General features: G+C 38.5%; 19 protein-coding genes. 1 reads left to right on the forward strand and 18 read right to left on the reverse strand.

Going from position 1 to position 17928, the window contains the following annotated elements; translation table 11 throughout:
* Positions 1–403: 403 nt before the first annotated feature.
* The 5 genes from ACAN52_RS16195 to ACAN52_RS16215 all read right to left on the reverse strand — a co-directional run bounded on the left by ACAN52_RS16195 (position 404) and on the right by ACAN52_RS16215 (position 2497).
* Positions 404–691: a Spo0E family sporulation regulatory protein-aspartic acid phosphatase gene (locus tag ACAN52_RS16195; protein ID WP_378955966.1), complete on the reverse strand. Its 288-nt coding sequence runs from the start codon at positions 689–691 to the stop codon at positions 404–406.
* Positions 692–842: 151 nt separating this feature from the next.
* On the reverse strand, positions 843–983 hold the full coding sequence (locus ACAN52_RS16200; protein ID WP_378955967.1) for a hypothetical protein: 141 nt from the start codon (positions 981–983) through the stop codon (positions 843–845).
* 348 nt (positions 984–1331) lie between these two features.
* Positions 1332–1694: a hypothetical protein gene (locus ACAN52_RS16205; protein ID WP_378955968.1), complete on the reverse strand. Its 363-nt coding sequence runs from the start codon at positions 1692–1694 to the stop codon at positions 1332–1334.
* A gap of 143 nt (positions 1695–1837) precedes the next feature.
* On the reverse strand, positions 1838–2041 hold the full coding sequence (locus ACAN52_RS16210) for a hypothetical protein (RefSeq protein ID WP_378955969.1): 204 nt from the start codon (positions 2039–2041) through the stop codon (positions 1838–1840).
* Positions 2042–2338: 297 nt separating this feature from the next.
* Positions 2339–2497, reverse strand: coding sequence for a hypothetical protein (locus tag ACAN52_RS16215; RefSeq protein ID WP_378955970.1), 159 nt, complete (start codon positions 2495–2497; stop codon positions 2339–2341).
* 313 nt (positions 2498–2810) lie between these two features.
* On the opposite strand from ACAN52_RS16215, the gene ACAN52_RS16220 reads away from it, so the two are divergent.
* On the forward strand, positions 2811–2942 hold the full coding sequence (locus tag ACAN52_RS16220; RefSeq protein WP_378955971.1) for a hypothetical protein: 132 nt from the start codon (positions 2811–2813) through the stop codon (positions 2940–2942).
* Between the two features lie 92 nt (positions 2943–3034).
* On the opposite strand, the gene ACAN52_RS16225 is transcribed toward ACAN52_RS16220, so the two are convergent.
* The 13 genes from ACAN52_RS16225 to ACAN52_RS16285 all read right to left on the reverse strand — a co-directional run bounded on the left by ACAN52_RS16225 (position 3035) and on the right by ACAN52_RS16285 (position 17743).
* On the reverse strand, positions 3035–3871 hold the full coding sequence (locus tag ACAN52_RS16225; protein ID WP_378955972.1) for an MBL fold metallo-hydrolase: 837 nt from the start codon (positions 3869–3871) through the stop codon (positions 3035–3037).
* Between the two features lie 127 nt (positions 3872–3998).
* Complete coding sequence (locus ACAN52_RS16230; RefSeq protein ID WP_378955973.1) at positions 3999–4976, reverse strand: sugar ABC transporter substrate-binding protein; 978 nt, start codon at positions 4974–4976, stop codon at positions 3999–4001.
* Positions 4977–5136: 160 nt separating this feature from the next.
* Positions 5137–6138: an ABC transporter permease gene (locus ACAN52_RS16235; protein WP_378955974.1), complete on the reverse strand. Its 1002-nt coding sequence runs from the start codon at positions 6136–6138 to the stop codon at positions 5137–5139.
* Positions 6138–7568: a sugar ABC transporter ATP-binding protein gene (locus ACAN52_RS16240; RefSeq protein WP_378955975.1), complete on the reverse strand. Its 1431-nt coding sequence runs from the start codon at positions 7566–7568 to the stop codon at positions 6138–6140. The genes ACAN52_RS16235 and ACAN52_RS16240 overlap by 1 nt, the downstream gene beginning before the upstream one ends.
* A 177-nt stretch (positions 7569–7745) precedes the next feature.
* The gene (locus ACAN52_RS16245) at positions 7746–8819 is read right to left on the reverse strand and encodes a tartrate dehydrogenase (RefSeq protein ID WP_378956015.1); all 1074 of its coding nucleotides are present in this window, start codon (positions 8817–8819) and stop codon (positions 7746–7748) included.
* Between the two features lie 96 nt (positions 8820–8915).
* The gene (gene iolG / locus ACAN52_RS16250) at positions 8916–9926 is read right to left on the reverse strand and encodes an inositol 2-dehydrogenase (RefSeq protein ID WP_378955976.1); all 1011 of its coding nucleotides are present in this window, start codon (positions 9924–9926) and stop codon (positions 8916–8918) included.
* An 11-nt stretch (positions 9927–9937) separates the two neighbouring features.
* Positions 9938–10834, reverse strand: coding sequence for a myo-inosose-2 dehydratase (gene iolE / locus ACAN52_RS16255; RefSeq protein WP_378955977.1), 897 nt, complete (start codon positions 10832–10834; stop codon positions 9938–9940).
* Between the two features lie 18 nt (positions 10835–10852).
* A complete protein-coding gene (gene iolD / locus ACAN52_RS16260) occupies positions 10853–12715 on the reverse strand; it encodes a 3D-(3,5/4)-trihydroxycyclohexane-1,2-dione acylhydrolase (decyclizing) (RefSeq protein ID WP_378955978.1) in 1863 nt (620 codons plus the stop codon).
* A 45-nt stretch (positions 12716–12760) separates the two neighbouring features.
* Positions 12761–13567, reverse strand: a complete 807-nt coding sequence (locus ACAN52_RS16265; protein ID WP_378955979.1) for a 5-deoxy-glucuronate isomerase — start codon at positions 13565–13567, stop codon at positions 12761–12763.
* A 14-nt stretch (positions 13568–13581) separates the two neighbouring features.
* Complete coding sequence (locus tag ACAN52_RS16270; RefSeq protein ID WP_378955980.1) at positions 13582–14550, reverse strand: transketolase family protein; 969 nt, start codon at positions 14548–14550, stop codon at positions 13582–13584.
* Positions 14547–15395: a transketolase gene (locus ACAN52_RS16275; protein WP_378955981.1), complete on the reverse strand. Its 849-nt coding sequence runs from the start codon at positions 15393–15395 to the stop codon at positions 14547–14549. The genes ACAN52_RS16270 and ACAN52_RS16275 overlap by 4 nt, the downstream gene beginning before the upstream one ends.
* Before the next feature lie 69 nt (positions 15396–15464).
* The gene (locus ACAN52_RS16280) at positions 15465–16730 is read right to left on the reverse strand and encodes a phosphoglycerate kinase (protein ID WP_378955982.1); all 1266 of its coding nucleotides are present in this window, start codon (positions 16728–16730) and stop codon (positions 15465–15467) included.
* Positions 16715–17743, reverse strand: coding sequence for a type II glyceraldehyde-3-phosphate dehydrogenase (locus tag ACAN52_RS16285; RefSeq protein ID WP_378955983.1), 1029 nt, complete (start codon positions 17741–17743; stop codon positions 16715–16717). The genes ACAN52_RS16280 and ACAN52_RS16285 overlap by 16 nt, the downstream gene beginning before the upstream one ends.
* Between the last annotated feature and the right edge of the window lie 185 nt (positions 17744–17928).

A 17928-nucleotide genomic window follows, 5' to 3' on the forward strand; every position in this document is an offset into this window, starting at 1 on the left:
TTGCCCTTTACCGTGTTCATTAAGACTAATCGCACATCCACATTGCGTATGAATCAACAAATTTACCACCTCCTTATTTTACTTATTGAAGTATAAAGTAGCATTTCCTACTAAGCTTATTATACCACAAAATAGTAATAAACTTGTTAGTATATTGTTAATTTTATATTCTATAAAATTAACTCACGATATTTTACTAATCTCTCTAAAATAAATGAACCAATTTGACTTAATAATTTCATTTTTTTCACTCCTTGATTTTTATGGTTACTTACTATGTATTTGCTATTAAAAGACACAATTATAAATATTAACGATTACTCCAATTATCTTTCAAATAAAAACCATCTTACTCAATCAAGAGCAAGATGGTTAAAATATATAAGACATGAATTTAAGAGTTTTAGACATTTGACACTGCTTGTTCAGTGATTCGGTAAATACGGTTTATCCTATATTTACGAAATGGTGGGCATAAATGCAACTTATAGCCTGATTCAGATACTGACCTCTCATCACATCGCATCGTTTTTTTCGCCAACGATCTTTTATAAAATTCATTTAGCAATTCATCTAACTTACAACTAATCATTAAAACGTCTGGATGCGACATTCCTTTTTCAAGTGCTGCCACGTGCATTCTTTGCCGTAAGCACTCGATCTTACAACATAGATTTTCCACACAAATCACTCCGGTTGTTTTAATATTGTGTCATACTATTATTATAATCTCATACATATGCAAAATATGTCGAAACACATCTATTTAAAGGATTTATTTTTAACTAAAAAGAGCTTTATTTAATAAAAAAAGCTGGCAATCAGCCAGCTAAAAAGGAATCCTAAATTTTTTTTACACTCCTCACATGTACATATTTAATTTTCTTACTAAGCGCATACTGTGGTTTTTGACTAGAATGGACGAACTTTGCAATGATACCTAAGGAAATGACTGATCCCCAAATACTCCAATCATCAAACATGTCTATACCCCCAAATATGCTTGTCTATCACCGACAGCTTTTTTTATGCCATGCATCTTACACAGCTAGTCCAATTTTTAGCTACTTCTTTATTGATAAACGTCGTGAAAAATGAACCGCTAAAAATGCCTTGAGGTTTTACCCCAATAACATTCTCTCAAAGTATTACTTGGTTATATTTTACAATATATATGCGAGTTTGTAAATATATGGGTTGTAAAAAATATACAATATCAATCCTTTATTAATCATTCAAGGTTTCTTACCTATCGTTTGGAACCTTGAATGATTAATAATAAGATTAGTTAACATTAGCTAGGCATTTTCTATTTTGATCCCTTGTCTTTATCATGAAGTGGTAGAAGTAGCGGTAGTAACAGCATTAGCGGTGGCTTCAACATTAGGGGCGATTGGAATTAAGGGAGGAAGATTTGCAAAAAACGCCTTTGCTACTTCCTGAATATCTTGGGGTAATCCGATATTCGGAAAATTATTCAATACGTAGGATTGAATTGCTTTTACAATTTCTGGTGTGATCACGATGACAGAAGTTGTATCGATCGTCGAAGTCGCAGATACGGAAACAGTAGGAGTTGGAAGAATATCGTTAGAAACAACGACATTCATAGCATTCAGTGGATTCATGAGAATAGGAAAATTTGAAAAAATAAACAATTGCAAAGCATCTTGAAAATCAGGTTTCAAAGACACATTAACACTTCCTTCTCTATTAACTTTAACTATTTTAGGTTATATTTTTTATCATATTCCTATCCCTAAGTAACTTATACAAAAGTACTGTATCTGAGTTAAAAATAAAATAACTATCCACCGATTAATTTTTCTTAATCGATCTATTCAATTTCTAATGACCAAATATCATCTTCCGGGATAGTCAATAATTTCTTATCATCAGCACATTCTACAAGATATACCCAATTATAATTGACAAATTTATAACTAATAATAGTTCCTCGTACAAAAGAACTCTTAAATAAATTACGCCTTTCAAAAGATACTTCTTCTTTATATTTATATTTGTTATTTTTAATGTCCACCAATATCCCTCCTTGATTGCTATCTTGCCCGCCACATAGATCATAGATACTTGATGAAAATTAACATTTATTACCTTATATACACTTAATGCCACCCTCTTCAAGTTTCCTTCATTTCTATATTAAATTCTACCATTAGTATAGGTAAATTCTCAGCAATGGATACTTGTAGAAACAAGAAAAAATCAGATATACCACCTCTAAATTTTTTGCAAAAGAAAAGAGCCTTACAGCTCAATTTTTATTCGTAAATTCAATCTATGATTTTATTAAAACTTACTTTTAACTGAACTACCCCTATACTCTCACTGAAACTTTAGAACCTAACCCCATCGATATTTCTTTCTCTAATACATCTTTAAAAGTTTTTTTCGGTTTCCTAGTTTGTGAATACCCATTTTGATTTGATTGTTTCTTCAAGCCAGTCTTGTAAATAGGTTCAATCGGAGAAATCATCAAGACAACCTCCCTATACCCAGTTATTTACATTAATTCGTTAAAAGTAAATAAATCCCTTTTTATTTAATTAATGTAAATAAAAAATTGCTTACATTTGTAAGCAATTTCTATTTTTAACTATATAAGATTTCCAAAATAATATATTATATACAAAAAAATTACGATAGAATTAAAATCAAATTTGACAACTTCCCACGCCACTGCTATATTTGTACTCTACGCAGGCAGACTTCCAAAGATTTTATATTGGACTTTCTTTCTTGATTTTAAATTAACGCATTTGTAAACAATAATTCTGGGGGTGATACTTATGGGACAGAAAAAAGTAAATAAATCTAATGATTCTTTCGCACTAAAAAAAGCTAAAACACAAAACAATAAAAAAAGTTTTACTGGTTTTGGTGGCAAAAATACCGGTCGGCCTAATCATCCATCAACTTAAGAGCAGCATAAGCTGTTCTTTTTTATTAACCGTAAACTGATTGATGGTATGTCATCCCAACAGTTTTGTACTGTAAATCATGTTAATTTTTCTCATTTATATTCCACTACCAATCCTACACCAACATCTTCAACATTCGCAACTTGGGCTAAACTGATTTTTGAATGCAAATCAGTACAATGGCATGCATAGAGCGCATGTGGTTGGCATTTCTTGAAGTATTCAACGGTATTATTTAGCTTCTGTGGAGAGGGCTTTAAAAGGTGAAAACCACCAATGACATCGTATACTCTTTCCTCATTGCATACTTTTTTAGCATATTCGATTATATTACAAATCCCTCCATGGGAACATCCGGTAATGATCACTAATCCCTTATTGGATTTATACACTAAAGCAGAATCATCAAGAACAAAATCATCTTCCCAACTATCATCCCGTAGAGTTTTTCCGATTGGAGTTTTCGCCTCAAAAGAATTATTTCTTTCGATTTCTCCCAAAAATACAAGTTTCTCTGTGAGCCATATGGGTTCTTTATCAAGTTTTAATGAAAAGGTTTTTTTTAGTTGATGGATAGAAAGCATTGCCCCCACATCAAAGCCATCAATGTTTTTATCTAAAAATGCATCTGGATGAGCTATTACCATAGGTTTTTGGCATTCATATCCTTCATATACACCCTCAGAATACAATTTAGCTAGCTCACCTAATCCCCATGTGTGATCATTGTGACCATGTGAAATAACGACTGCATCTAAAGCTAATAAGTTAATACCCATTTTAGTAGCATTCCTTAGGAATATGTCTGAGTATCCAGTATCAAACAGGTACCTTCGGTCGTCACACTCGATAAAATATGCTACCCCTGGCTCGCCTGTAAAATACCGATCAATCATCGTATTATTATCGACTAAAACCGTTAATTTCATATTACCCTCCTGCTTATCGATTCATCCATGTTGAATACTTATCCTAAACGATAACAAAATCCTGCAAAATATCTCCAAGAGATTTTGCAGGATTTTATAGGTTTAGTGAATTGATTTTTATCAGCTATTATTTACCTAATATTTTTTTCAATTCATCACTTTTTTGCTTAACATTATCCGTATTAATAACTTCTGTACCTGTATCAATGCGTTTATCAACACTTTCGCCCTTAGCAGCTTTAATAGCGGCTTCTACTCCCTTAAATCCAATATTATAAGGACTTTGTGCAATGGAAGCGTTAAGTTTTCCATCTGTAATAGAAGTTAGAGCATCAGGTGATCCATCGAAACCAACTACTGGCGCAGTTACATGAGCAGCTTCTAAAGCTTTGACAGCACCTAAAGCCATTTCATCATTGGTAGCAAATACAGCACCAAATTCTTGTTTGCTTTGAAGAATGTTTTCGATTACAGTTACGGCCATAGCACGTTCACTATTAGCAGGTTGAACGGCAACTACTTCAAGACCAGCCGCTTTTAAGGCTTCAATGCAACCATTGGCTCGTTCATCATGAGTAGGGTCACCTTGCGCGCCGCGAAGAATGACAACTTTGCCACCTTTACCTAGTTTTTTTGCTAAATATTCTCCCGCGAGTTTCCCACCATTGGCATTTCCAGTCCCTACAAAAGAGACCTTACCATCCCAGTTCGCATCTGTATCGCCTAATATGACAGGGATCTTAGCATCTTTCGCTTTATTAAATACTGGAATAGCACTTGCAGGCTGCGATGGCGCCACGACTAATCCGTTTACTTTTTTCGTGATTTGGTCTTCAATCATCGAGATCTGGCCCGTTACATCAGTCTCTGCATTTGGTCCTAAAACAGTTACATTGACACCATATTTTTCTCCAGCAGCTTTAGCGCCAGCTTCAACAATCTTCCAATAATCACTGTTCAGTGCTTTAAGAACAACACCAATTTTGATCTTCTGGGTTTCTTTTTTAGGTTCTTCTTTCTTGGAAGTTTCTGAGCTACCGCAACCAGCAACCACTAGAGCCATCATCAAAAATAACGCCACGAATAAAGAAAAGCTTTTTTTCATTATACGATTCCCCCTCTTTAATTTTGGTTTTCGTTAGAGTTCCAAGGTAATCAGAAATCCAGATTTATACCTCCTACCACCTCCTTTAAAAATAACAGTTCTCTCCATCACCATGCCGATAGGATACTCTATAAATCATGAGCAGCATGAGATCAAATAGCTATGCCTTTAATTTTTTCGCAGCCTTATGACGCAAGACATCAACATATACGGCTAGGATAATCACGATACCAATTGCGACAGTCTGCATCTCCGAAGATACACTCAAAAGATTAAGACCATTTCTCACGACTGCCATAATCATGGCACCAATCAACGTACCCCATACAGTACCTTCACCGCCCATAAAACTAGCGCCGCCAATAATGACCGCAGCAATTGCATCCGATTCATAGGCTAAACCAGCTAATGGATATGCGGAGTTAACACGTCCAACTAGAACTAAACCAGCTAATGCTGCCATTAAGCCACTAATGGTATAAACAAAAAGCAGTACATTATGAATATTAATTCCAGATAATCGTGTCGCTTCAGGATTACCACCGACTGCGTAAATATGCCGTCCAACAGTTGTATAGTTAAGCACAATATGAAAAAGCGCATATACCAAAACAACTAAAATAAAGCTGATTGGTACAGGTCCTATGAAACCGCCTCCCAATAATTGTATTTCTGCTGGAAAATTTGAAATAGGAGAGGCCGCTGTAACAATGAGCGCCAACCCCCGGGCCACACTCTGTGTCCCCATTGTAGAAATAAAAGGATGGGGTAGAGACATTTTCGTTAAAAGCAGACCATTGACTAAACCAACAAAAGCTCCTACACCAAGACAAACGATAATACCAACAATTGGTGACATCCCCAGTTTGACGACAACAATTCCCATTAAAACAATACTTAACGCTAAGATAGAACCCACTGACAAATCAATACCAGCAGTCAAAATAGTCAATAGCATACCTAAAGCAACAAGGCTATTGATTGCTGATTGCCGTGCAATATTCATGATATTGTCCATCGTGAGAAAATACTCCGAGGAAAAAGTCAAAATAACACATAATCCTACCAAGCCAAGTAATGCACCTAATTGCTGTACTATTTCACGCACTTTCCTCTTGTGCGCTTGGTCTTCACCGGGCGCGGTTTGTAGCTTCGTACTCATTACTTCACACCTCCAGTAGCTGCTCTCATAATTTGGGATGGCGTAGCCTCAGAATTGGCAAATTCACCGGTAATTCTACCTTCATACATAACCAAAATACGATCACTAATGCCCATCACTTCAGGCAATTCGGAAGAAATTACAATAACAGCTACACCTTCCGCTGCTAAACGATTAATTAATTTATATACTTCTACTTTTGCACCCACATCAATCCCCCGCGTTGGTTCATCAAAGATAAATATTTTTGACCGTGAACACAGCCACTTGGCAATCACTACTTTTTGTTGATTCCCTCCTGAGAGTAAGCGAGTCGTAAGAAGTGGATTGGCGGGACGTAATTGAAGCTCTTTGATTAAGCCATCTACCTCGGTATTCATTACTTTCGTATTGATAAAGTAACCAAAACTACAAAATCGCTTAAGACCTGATAAACTCGCATTAAATCGTATATTATGCATAAGGACAAGCCCTTGTCCTTTTCGATCCTCTGTCAAAAAAGCCATTCCATGAGCAATTGCATCTTGTGGACTATTAATTTTAACTTCTTGTCCATCAATGGAAATTTTTCCTGATTCAATTTTATCCGCACCAAAAATAGCGCGCGCCAATTCTGTACGTCCTGCACCAACTAAACCGGAAAATCCCAGTACTTCACCATAACGCACTTCAAAGGAAATATTGTCTAATACACCTTCTATGGTAATCCCTTCCGCTCGCAAGGCTACATTTCCCTGCTTAGCAGGAATTTTGGGGAATTTCTCTTGCAGCGTACGTCCTACCATTAATTGGATTAAATCATTTGTATCCGTATCTTGCTTATTCATCACCTTAATTTTACAGCCATCTCTCAGAACTGTAATGCGATCAGCAACATCCATCACTTCTTCTAAGTGGTGAGAAATATAGACAACAGCAATACCTTTTTCTTTTAATTTATGTATTTTGTCGAGAAGAATAGTTACTTCTTTTGAAGATAAACTAGAGGTCGGTTCATCCATTATAATTAGTTTAGCATTAGCAACAAGAGCACGAGCAATTTCTATCATTTGACGATAACCCATACTATAAGATTGTACTAATTTTCGTACATCAACCTCAATGCCAAGGTCATCCATAGCTTGTTGAGCAATTTTGTTCATCTGACGATAATCAAGTAAACCGATACCAGGGATACGCAGTTCCCGCCCTAAAAATATATTTTCCGTGACAGTCATATTAGAAGCCAAACTAAGCTCTTGGTAAATGCAAGCAATTCCTAAAGTATAAGCATCTTTAGGGTTAGAAAAACACACCTTTTCTCCCTGACAGTACATCTCACCTTCATCATATTGATAGGCACCAGTTAATATCTTAATGAGAGTAGATTTTCCTGCTCCGTTTTCGCCTACAAGTGCATGAATTTCTCCTGGTTTAATGTCTAAATCCATATTATCTAAGGCTTTAACGCCCGGAAAAACCTTACATATTCCTTTTAAGCTTAAAAAATATTCGTCTATGATTGCTACCTCCTCTGTCCTCAGCCATAATGACTGTGCAAAACTAAGCGCAAAATAATTATTCTACCACAAACAAAATAAATTCTCCGTAACAAGCTTTGGTATGATTTATTGCTTTATCTTAGAAAGTATGGACACTACAGCATCGCCCACTTCTTCCGTTTTTGCCGCTCCTCCCATATCTGGTGTCAAGTATTTTCCTTGCACCATTACGTGTTCAATGGCTTTTAAAACGATTCTTCCCCATTCCTCATGTCCAAAAAAATCCAACATCTGGCTGGCTGACCAAATCGAGGCTAAAGGATTCGCGATAGCCTTTCCTGCAATGTCTGGAGCCGATCCATGGACAGGTTCAAACATGGAAGGATATCGACCTTCAGGATTGATATTAGCTCCTGCAGCAAGTCCCATGCCACCGGCAACAGCGGCACCTAAATCAGTCAGGATATCTCCAAAAAGATTGGACGTCACAACAATTTGAAACCTTTGAGGTTCTCTAACAAAAAACATACTAGCAGCGTCTACGAGATAAGAATAGGTCTTAACATCTGGATACTCTTTGCCTACTTCTACAAATACACTATCCCAAAACACCATGGAGTAATTTAATGCATTCGCCTTACTGATACTCGTTAATGTTTTACCTGTTTTACGGGCTAATTCATAGGCATAGCGAATAATACGCTCAGTACCTTTGCGGGAAAAAACTCCTGTTTGTAAAACAACTTCTTCCGGCTTACCTTTAAATAGCCAATCACCCGCCCCCGCATATTCCCCTTCACTGTTTTCACGAACGACAATCATATCCACATCTTGGCGTTCAATACCTTTCAATGGGCAGTACGCCCCTTCCAGTAATTTAATGGGCCGCAAATTTACATACTGGTCAAAGCCTTTTCTGATTCTAAGAAGCAAATCCCATAATGAAATATGGTCTGGAACTCCTGGATACCCAACAGCACCCAAATAAATAGCATCAAAGGCTGCTAATCTTTCCATTCCATCTTCATCCATCATTTTTCCGTTTTTAAGATAATATTGGCAGCTCCAAGGAAAATGTACAAACTCAAATGTAAACTGTCCATCTAGTTCTGCAACTTTTTCCAGGACTTTAATCCCTTCCCTTAACACTTCTGGTCCGATTCCATCTCCGGCAATTACCGCAACCTTGTACGTTTTCATAAAATCACTCCAAGTTTTGCTTTTCATATATCATGTCTCCTCTTCATGGGGGGATCATCACCCCCATGAAGAGGAAAAGTCCAGTATTAGCGCAAGTTACTCTTCCAAACGAATTGGTTTTCCTTCTTTATAAGACTTTTGCGCTGCAATACCGATCAAAACTGGCTTTAATCCATCAATGCCAGAAACGACAGTTTCAGTATCATGGGCAATGCTATAAAAAAAGTCTTTCATTTCAGCTTCGAAGGACTCCATATATCTTTCTAAAAAGAAGTACTTAGGTTTATCATTGACTACGGCATCTTCTGTACTGACAACCACAGTCGTAGGAGTATCATTCCCTACACTAATGGCTCCTTTAGTCCCCAATACTTCAACCCGTTGATCATAACCATAGACGGCTTTTCGGCAATTATCAATCATGCCAATGGCACCATTTTTTAATTTCAAACTAATGAGTGCAGTATCAACATCACCAGCTTCTCCGATAGCCTGATCGACCAGTACGCCAGCGTTAGCATACACTTCCGTCACTTCACTGCCTGTAAGATAGCGCACCATATCAAAATCATGAATGGTCATATCTAAGAACATACCACCTGAGACCTTAACATATTCAATCGGTGGTGGTGCTGGATCTCTCGACACGACTTTGACGATTTGCACATCACCAATTTCACCACTTTGAATCAGTTCTTTGACCTTTTTAAAATTATGGTCAAACCGCCGATTAAAGCCCACTTGAAATTTGACTCCAGCTTTTTTAACAGCTGCAAGAGCTGCATGAATGCGATCTACATCATAATCAATAGGCTTTTCACAAAAAATATGTTTACCAGCTTGCGCTGCCTCAATGGTAATTTGAGAATGGGTATTTGTAGATGAACAAATAATAACGGCAGTAATTTCTGGATCTTCAATAATTTTTTTATAATCATCATATACTGTGGAAATACCAAGTCCGACCGCCCATTCCCGAATGTTATCAGCACAAATATCGGCAATGGCCTTTACTTCAACATCAGGAAAATTCTTGATAATATTACTCGCATGAATTTTCCCAATCCGACCTGCGCCAATAACGCCAACTTTAATTTTCTCTCCCATGCTGCATCCTCCTATAAACTTGTTTTTTCTCTTATATATTCTCTAGCCTTGATTGCATACTCAAGAGGATTTGCCAAGGCTGGATCCTGCTCCGCCTCCACAATAAACCACCCTTCATACTGCTCGTCATCAAGCACCTTAAACAGCGGTTCGTAATTGATCATTCCATCCCCTGGCACCGTAAAGACACCAGCTTTGACTGCATGCAAGAAACTCATTTTTTCTTTTTTTACCTTCCCCAGAATATCCGATCTGATATCCTTCAAATGAACATGCTTAATCCGGTTGCTATATTTTTTGAGCACATATTCTGGATCATCACCGGAAAACACCAAATGTCCAGTATCAAATAACAGATAAACTAGATTAGGATCCGTCATCTCCATGAGCCGTTCAATTTCACTAGTAGTTTGTACACCTGTCCCCATATGATGATGGTATACAACTTTCATATCTTTCTCTGCTGCTAGCTCACCTAACTTTTCTAGCCCCTGAGCCAGTTTTGTCCACTCCGCATCAGAAAAGGTAGGCTTGTCTTCAAAAACTGGGCTTTCCATCAAACCTTGTATACTGTGCCCTTGCTCAGCAACGACAATGACTTTTGCTCCCATCTCGTATAGAAAATCCCGATGCTTTATAAAGGCATCACAAGTCTCTGCAAAAGGTTTGGTTGTCAAAAATGCACTAAACCAAGCACTGGCAATCTGAATGCCTCTTAGAGACAATGCTTTTTGTAATACCACCGTATCTTTAGGGTATTTATTACCAACCTCACTGCCAGTAAATCCAGCTAATGCCATTTCACTGACGCATTGCTCAAACGTATTCTCTCCTCCTAATTCTGGCAAATCGTCATTAGTCCAAGCAATCGGAGCAATCCCGAGCAATACTCTTTGTTTATCAAACATATTCCTGTCCTCCAAAACTTAGAATTGTTTTGTTTTACGAACTTCTGTTTTAAAACTTTCATATGCCTTCACTACATTAGGATTTTCGGAAACCTCTGGCACGCCAACACGCCACCATGCACCGTAGCCGCCAGTCATGGTTTTAGGCAGTACTTTAATATCAATCAGCGTTGATACTTGTTGTTGCTTTGCACTTGCAAAAGCATTTTTTAATTCCTCGATCGTTCTCACTGTGTAGGTTTTCGCCCCATACCCTTTTGCACACTCAGCATAGCTAATCGGCATATCTCGACCAGTCAATCTCATGGTTTTAGGATCACGGAATTTAAACTGGGTAGCAAATGACGGAATTCCCTGTGAATTCTGAAGATTTTCAATGCATCCAAAACCGCTATTGTCAAACAAAACGACATTAATCTTGTAGCCTTCCTGTATACTTGTTACCAATTCAGAATGAAGCATCAAATAACTCCCGTCACCCACCATAGAGTATACTTCTTTGTCTGGCTGTGCCATTTTGACACCCAACGCAGCGCAAACTTCATAGCCCATGCAAGAGAAACCATATTCCATGTGATAAGTCTTGGGCTTCACTGGTCGCCATACGCGTTGCAAATCTCCAGGTAAGCTTCCTGATGAACCAACGATAATCGCGTCTTGCCCAATGATCTTAGCTATTTCTCCTAGCACTCGAGCTTGAGAAAGACCATTTTCTTTTTTTTCTTCAAACAATCGATTGACTTCTCCATCCCACTCTTCTTTTGCAACAGCTATTTCCTCAGTGTACAAGGATATATACTCGGCCTCCTTAAGAGCATCTCTTAAGGCATTTAGAGTTTCCTGCGCATCAGCTACAATCGTCATCGAATTCATTTTGTAAGCATCAAAAGAATTAACATTGATTGACAAAAACTCTACGTTTGGATTTTTAAACAACCATTTAGAAGCAGTTGTGAAATCTGAAAGCCTCGTACCGACAGCAATCACGAGATCCGCCTCACTGGCAATTTTATTAGCTGCTAAGCCACCCGTTACGCCAATGCCACCTAAATTTAATCGATGATCCCAAGGTATAGCGCCCTTCCCTGCTTGCGTTTCACCTAGAGGAATATTAAATTCTTCAGCAAAATTCAGCAGAGTATCGCCAGCTTCTGAATATACCACGCCACCGCCACAAATAATCAAAGGTTTTTTCTTAACTTTTATTTTCTCAGTCGCTCTATCAATCTCGCCTTTGGCAGGAAGCCTTCTAGTGATGTAATGAACCCTTTTGGCAAAGAATTCTACAGGATAATCGTAGCTTTCAGCTTCCACATCCTGAGGTAAACAAATGGTTACCGCCCCCGTATCAGCAGGATCAGTCAAAACTCGCATGGCATTCATCATGGCTGTCATCAATTGTTCTGGGCGTACCACTCGATCCCAGTACCTTGACACTGGTTTAAAGGCATCATTAGAAGTAATGGATACACTGGATTGATTTTCAAGTTGCTGCAAAACTGGATCCGGCTGCCGACACGCAAAAGTATCTCCTGGCAATAGTAAGAGGGGAATTCGATTGACTGTAGCCGTGCCAGCTGCTGTAACCATATTTAAAGCGCCTGGTCCGATGGAAGATGTACAGGCAATAATTTCTCGCCTGTTTTTCTGTTTTGCATAACCAATGGCCGCATGAGCCATGCCTTGCTCATTTTTCCCCTGATAAACGACCATATCTCCTTTGTACTGTTCTAAGGCTTCACCAAATCCAACCACTACACCATGACCAAAAATGGCAAATACGCCTTTCACAAATTTATTTTCATGACCATCGAATTCAATATACTGATTGTCAAGAAATTTTAGTAGCGCTTGCCCCATAGTAAGCTTAATGGTCTTCATACCTCTCCCCCTTACAATGTTCTAAATCGATGCTCACCCTATTCTTTATCGATCAGGCCAAATTTTGGCGTTTTTGTCCGTTACCCAAAGATGTTCTGGTACAAATACAGGGTATTCTGGACTTTTATATGGATTTTGGTCCAGATGCCGGATCACCCAAATATAGTACATAGCATACCCTGGTGCTGTCGTTTGAGGGTGAGTTGCACTATCAAGGATTTTCACCGTGTCATTATTTCTAAGTTTTACAACATCTTCACCAAGCTCTGAAAAACCATACCCTTGTTCAGGATAAAATTTATAAAAATAAATTTCAGGCTGAGGGTGATGATGTGGTGGATAACTTGACCATTTGCCCGGATGATCGATGACTTCGCCTACAACTAGATTCGAATAAGGCGCATTATGATAATCAAACACGGTGCGTACAATTCGTGTTGAAGCTTCCTTCATAGTCCCTTTGCCCCGTTCTTCAGAAGCACATTCTTCTGGAGTATATAATTTTATTGGGAATACTCGGTCATTCGTAGTTTGTGTTATGCTAAGTTCCGAATCTTTGGCGATGCCAATGACCTTAACGGCTACCCCTTTTGGAACATGTAACACCCAAGGGCTACAATCAAAACAAGATTCTCTTTTTATTGTGGTTTCTTGCCCACCAAAACTCAACGTAACTTCGCCCTGGATCAAAAGAATAGCCCTTTCTTTTTCTGGATCTAGCAAATGTTCTATTTGATCTTTGCCTAATCGTAAAATCCCAAAGTCCATCATCGTATTATCTTCGGCTTCATCCATGAGTGTAATTGGATTATATCCATACTTAAATGGTCTATCTTGCCTTATTCTTAACATTTCTCACACCTCCATTACCCTTTTCTGGCTAATACTTTATGCACTTTAGCCATGATGTTTTCAGTTGTTAAGCCAAAGCGTTGTTTCAGATAATCTTGCGGCCCAACTTCGCCAAAGGCGTCATTGACCCCCACTCTTTCCATAGGAACACTGCTATTTTCTACAATCACTTCCGCTACTGCAGAACCAAACCCATTGATAATACTATGGTTTTCTACAGTGACGATCGCTCCAGTTTCGTCAGCACACTGAGTAATCAACTCTTTATCAATCGGTTTTAAGGTGAACATATTGACTACCCTCACTGAAATCCCTTGTTTTTCTAATTCCTCTGCCGCCGTTAGGGCATCATCCACCATGATACCGCTAGCGATAATCGTTACATCATGACCGTCTTTTAACGTGATTCCTTTACCAATCTCAAAAGTTGAACCATCTTGATAAATTTTTATGGCGTTCTTTCTAAGGAGCCTAATGTAGAATACTCCGTATAGATCAGCCGTTTGTTTTAATAAGTTAGCTAACATGGTGGAATCTACTGGCTCCAAAATTGTTATCCCTGGAATATTTCTCACAATACCCATATCTTCAAAAGGCATGTGTGTACCACCATTAAAAGCTGCTGTTACACCTGGATCGCTGCCAACAACTCTCACATTCAGCTTGGCATACCCACAAGATAAAAATAATTGGTCAAAACATCTTCTAGTCGCAAAAGGACCAAATGAATGAGCAAAAGGAATTTTCCCTGTTGCCGAAAGTCCAGCAGCCACACCGATCATATTAGCTTCCTGTATACCAACGTTAAACGTTCGCTCTGGATATGCTTTGGCAAACTTCGTCATGCCCATGGAGTTCATCAAATCAGCGTCGAGAGCCACGATTTTTTTGTTGCCTTCTGCCAACTCCATTAATGTTTCGCAATATACATTTCGCATTTCTTTAGGCTCTTTTACCCGTTGTTCTATCAATATGGCGCTCATGCTGTCACCAGCCTTTCCATTTCAACGCTTAGTACGGAAAGTGCTTCTTCCATCTGCGCAGGACTGATTGTCATATGATGATTTAAGGTCACATGCTCAGCAAAGCAACACCCCTTACCTTTTAAGGTATTCAATACAATCACTGAGGGACGTTCTTCTTGCTTTTTCGCATTTTCGATAGCTTCTAGGATTTCTGCAACATTTGCTCCATCAATTTCTTGCGTATACCAGCCAAAAGAGTCAATTTTCGCCCTAATATCACCCATATCATTAATATCTTTGGTATAGCCATCTAATTGTTGTTTGTTATAATCAACAAAAGTAATTAAATGATTTACCTTTTTTTGCGCAGCCAGTAACAGTGCTTCCCATACTTGCCCTTCCTGCATTTCTCCATCGCCTAGCACCAAATAGGTATAATTTTCTTTGCCATCTAGTCTATGCCCCAAAGCAACCCCTACAGCCAAAGAAGATCCTTGCCCCAAAGAGCCAGTCGTCATATCAATACCAATTGTAAGATTTCGATCACAATGGCTGGGAAAACGAGTCCCTGGTGTATTTAATGTCAATAATTCCTCTAAAGGGAAGAAACCTTTAAGCGCTAAAGATGAATAAATAGCTGGACCTGCATGTCCTTTAGAACAAACTAACCAATCTCGATCTTCCCACTTAGGATTTTTTGCATCATATTTCATGGCACCACCGTACAGAACGGCTAACGTATCAGCAATAGACATGGCACCACCAATATGACCAAAACCTAAGTTTCCCATCGCTTTTATCGTCTCTATCCTGATTTGTAGTGCAAAGATCTCTAATTCTTTGATTTTCTCTTTACTAATCACTCTGTCACCCCTTTTTGCCTGGAAGAATATTTTTTCCTTTTCCAGGGAATAATAGGCATCGTATCAGCTTTAACAACGCCCTGTTCTGTCATATGCATTCTTCATGGATTCAATTAAAGGCATACTGTCCCCAGAAAGGAATCGAACCATAGCCCCACCTGCTGTGCACACATAATTGATTTGGGTCGTATCAATAAACTTTTGCGCCGCGCTGACTGTGTCTCCGCCGCCAATAACCGAATAGCCTTGAGCCTTCGCAATCGCTGTCCAAATATTCTTCGTACCATTTTCGAATAAAGGATTTTCATAAACTCCTGCTGGACCATTCACAAAAATAGTTCCTGCTTTAACAAGTTCATTCTTAAAAATTTCAATCGTCTTTTGCCCAATATCCAGATACATTTCTTCAACAGGCAGTTTATCGATTTCAATTTCAACTCTTTTCCCATCATGCTCATAAGCCATGTCCATGGGATATATAATTTTGTCACCATACTGTGTAAGATAATCCTCAGCTGGTTTTATAAAGACTTCTAGTTTTCGATCTTTTATAAATTTATCATTCTTAGAACCTAAATCATAACCAGCAGCCATCAACATGATTTGTCCCGTAACACCACACGTCAATATTTTATCAGCAGAACCATTCTCCAAAACCTGTTTCATCATACCAAAAGCATCGGATATTTTAAGCCCACCTAGAACAAACACATTAGGCCTCTCTGGGCACTCCATCACCTTTGACAAGGCGTTAATTTCATCAATGAGCAGTAGGCCACCTGCCGTAGGCAAGACTTCTTGAAAGGCCACCATGGAAGGTGCATTACGATGAGCCGCTGCAAAAGCATCATTCACATAATAGTCCGCCAGCGGTGCGAGACTACGTACTAAATAGGTGTTTAACATCTCCTGTGGTTTTAGTTTCACCGCATCTTCAAAAGTAGATATTTCTTCAGAAAGATATCGCAAATTTCCCAGCAATACGGCTTCACCAGACTTGAGATTCTTGACGGATTCCTGGGCAGCCGGTCCGCATACATCATCGATATAGAGTACTTCTTGGGACAAGTATTTGGATAACTTCTGAGCATGTTCTGCTAATGATATGAGATTATGATAATCTAAAGTATCCCCTTGATGAGCGATAATGGCGAGTTTGGCCCCTCGGTCTAGTAAATATCTCAAAGTTGGTATACTCTTTTTAATGCGGTTTTCACTGACGATTTTTTTTGTTCTAGGATCCAAAGGAGAATTAATATCCACCCTTAGAATGACTGTCTTACCATAAAAGTCAAATTTGTCCATTGACTGGATTTTAGTTATTTTTTCATCCATTTTCCCATCCCCAAATACTTATTGGTTTCGGCGACTGCAAGAACTCCCTCTGTTTGCATTCCCATAGCCGCTCGTATACCATCGATCGTTTCTGGTATAGTAACTGCTTCTTGGGGAATATTAATGGCATACATAATATCATTGCCAGATTCAACAATGGATTCGTCCCACAACCCAATTTCATACATATCACCACGAGGATTGCCAAGATCTCTTGCATATCGGAACAAGGATGCATTGCCTTGGAATCCGTCCTCAATACGAACGACTCTGATGCGAGGATGTTTGGTAAAGACTTCTAGAGCTTGCTCTTTATTAATTTTTTTCTTTGTAGTAGCTACCACCGTGATAATATGACCATGGGTCACAGGTGTATGTACTAGAATGCCCGTTGCATTAATATGAGGCATGATTGTCATTAAGTCTTCAGCCTGGTGACTGGGGGCTTTGTCAATTTGCAAGGCATTGGTCAATCCGCGATGATAATCTCCAGGATCAGCGACACGCCGTATAATGGTAATCGCCACTTTTTCTACCCCATATTCCCGGTCTAGGCAGTCCACAGAACGAATTAATCCAGTCGTATTGCAAGAAGTGAGTTTCAAGAATTGTTTTTCTAAACCATTTTCATAGTTGGCATAACCATGAAAGAAAACGTCGGCGACGGAATTTTTTTCGCCCCCTTGGAATATGGCTTTTTTGTTATACTTTGCATACAGTTCTTTGTTTTTTGCGCCAACACCCGCGCTGGTCGCATCAAGAACAATATCAACTTTCTGAACAAGTTCCTCTAAAGACCCTGCTACAGGTATATCTAAAGCTGCAAACTGAGGAAGATTTTCTGCTATACCTAGATAGAAGTTATAGGGCATACCTTTTTCTTTCAAAGCCCTTATCGGAAGAGTCGGAGAAACATCAGCAACTCCGATTAGTTCCATGTCCTCCTGCAACGCAACGCCATCTGCAAGTCTCTGTCCGATTACGCCATAACCTACAACACCAACTTTTACCATTATCAATTCCTCCTAATAAATATTTTTTTTAATTATCGGATTTTCATCAAATCTCACAGGCTGACGATCACATCCTTTATTAATTTTTAACACTCTATTTATTTCGACATTTTGTGCAAACGTTTGCACAAAATGCAAAAAAAAATATAATTTTAGAATGTTACTTTTAAAGTTAGCAAATTTAG

Source organism: Pelosinus sp. sgz500959 (genome assembly GCF_042610375.1).
Classification (GTDB): Bacteria; Bacillota; Negativicutes; order DSM-13327; family DSM-13327; genus CTSoil-075.

Coding starts and splice junctions, on each gene's coding strand:
- iolE (WP_378955977.1), bottom strand. CDS start 10,834: ATGTTTGATAAACAAAGAGTATTGCTCGGGATTGCTCCGATTGCTTGG.
- ACAN52_RS16285 (WP_378955983.1), bottom strand. CDS start 17,743: ATGGTAAAAGTTGGTGTTGTAGGTTATGGCGTAATCGGACAGAGACTT.
- ACAN52_RS16265 (WP_378955979.1), bottom strand. CDS start 13,567: ATGTTAAGAATAAGGCAAGATAGACCATTTAAGTATGGATATAATCCA.
- ACAN52_RS16270 (WP_378955980.1), bottom strand. CDS start 14,550: ATGAGCGCCATATTGATAGAACAACGGGTAAAAGAGCCTAAAGAAATG.
- ACAN52_RS16215 (WP_378955970.1), bottom strand. CDS start 2,497: ATGATTTCTCCGATTGAACCTATTTACAAGACTGGCTTGAAGAAACAA.
- iolG (WP_378955976.1), bottom strand. CDS start 9,926: ATGGGAGAGAAAATTAAAGTTGGCGTTATTGGCGCAGGTCGGATTGGG.
- ACAN52_RS16280 (WP_378955982.1), bottom strand. CDS start 16,730: ATGGATGAAAAAATAACTAAAATCCAGTCAATGGACAAATTTGACTTT.
- ACAN52_RS16230 (WP_378955973.1), bottom strand. CDS start 4,976: ATGAAAAAAAGCTTTTCTTTATTCGTGGCGTTATTTTTGATGATGGCT.
- ACAN52_RS16220 (WP_378955971.1), top strand. CDS start 2,811: ATGGGACAGAAAAAAGTAAATAAATCTAATGATTCTTTCGCACTAAAA.
- ACAN52_RS16240 (WP_378955975.1), bottom strand. CDS start 7,568: ATGGATTTAGACATTAAACCAGGAGAAATTCATGCACTTGTAGGCGAA.
- ACAN52_RS16225 (WP_378955972.1), bottom strand. CDS start 3,871: ATGAAATTAACGGTTTTAGTCGATAATAATACGATGATTGATCGGTAT.
- iolD (WP_378955978.1), bottom strand. CDS start 12,715: ATGAAGACCATTAAGCTTACTATGGGGCAAGCGCTACTAAAATTTCTT.
- ACAN52_RS16235 (WP_378955974.1), bottom strand. CDS start 6,138: ATGAGTACGAAGCTACAAACCGCGCCCGGTGAAGACCAAGCGCACAAG.
- ACAN52_RS16245 (WP_378956015.1), bottom strand. CDS start 8,819: ATGAAAACGTACAAGGTTGCGGTAATTGCCGGAGATGGAATCGGACCA.
- ACAN52_RS16200 (WP_378955967.1), bottom strand. CDS start 983: ATGTTTGATGATTGGAGTATTTGGGGATCAGTCATTTCCTTAGGTATC.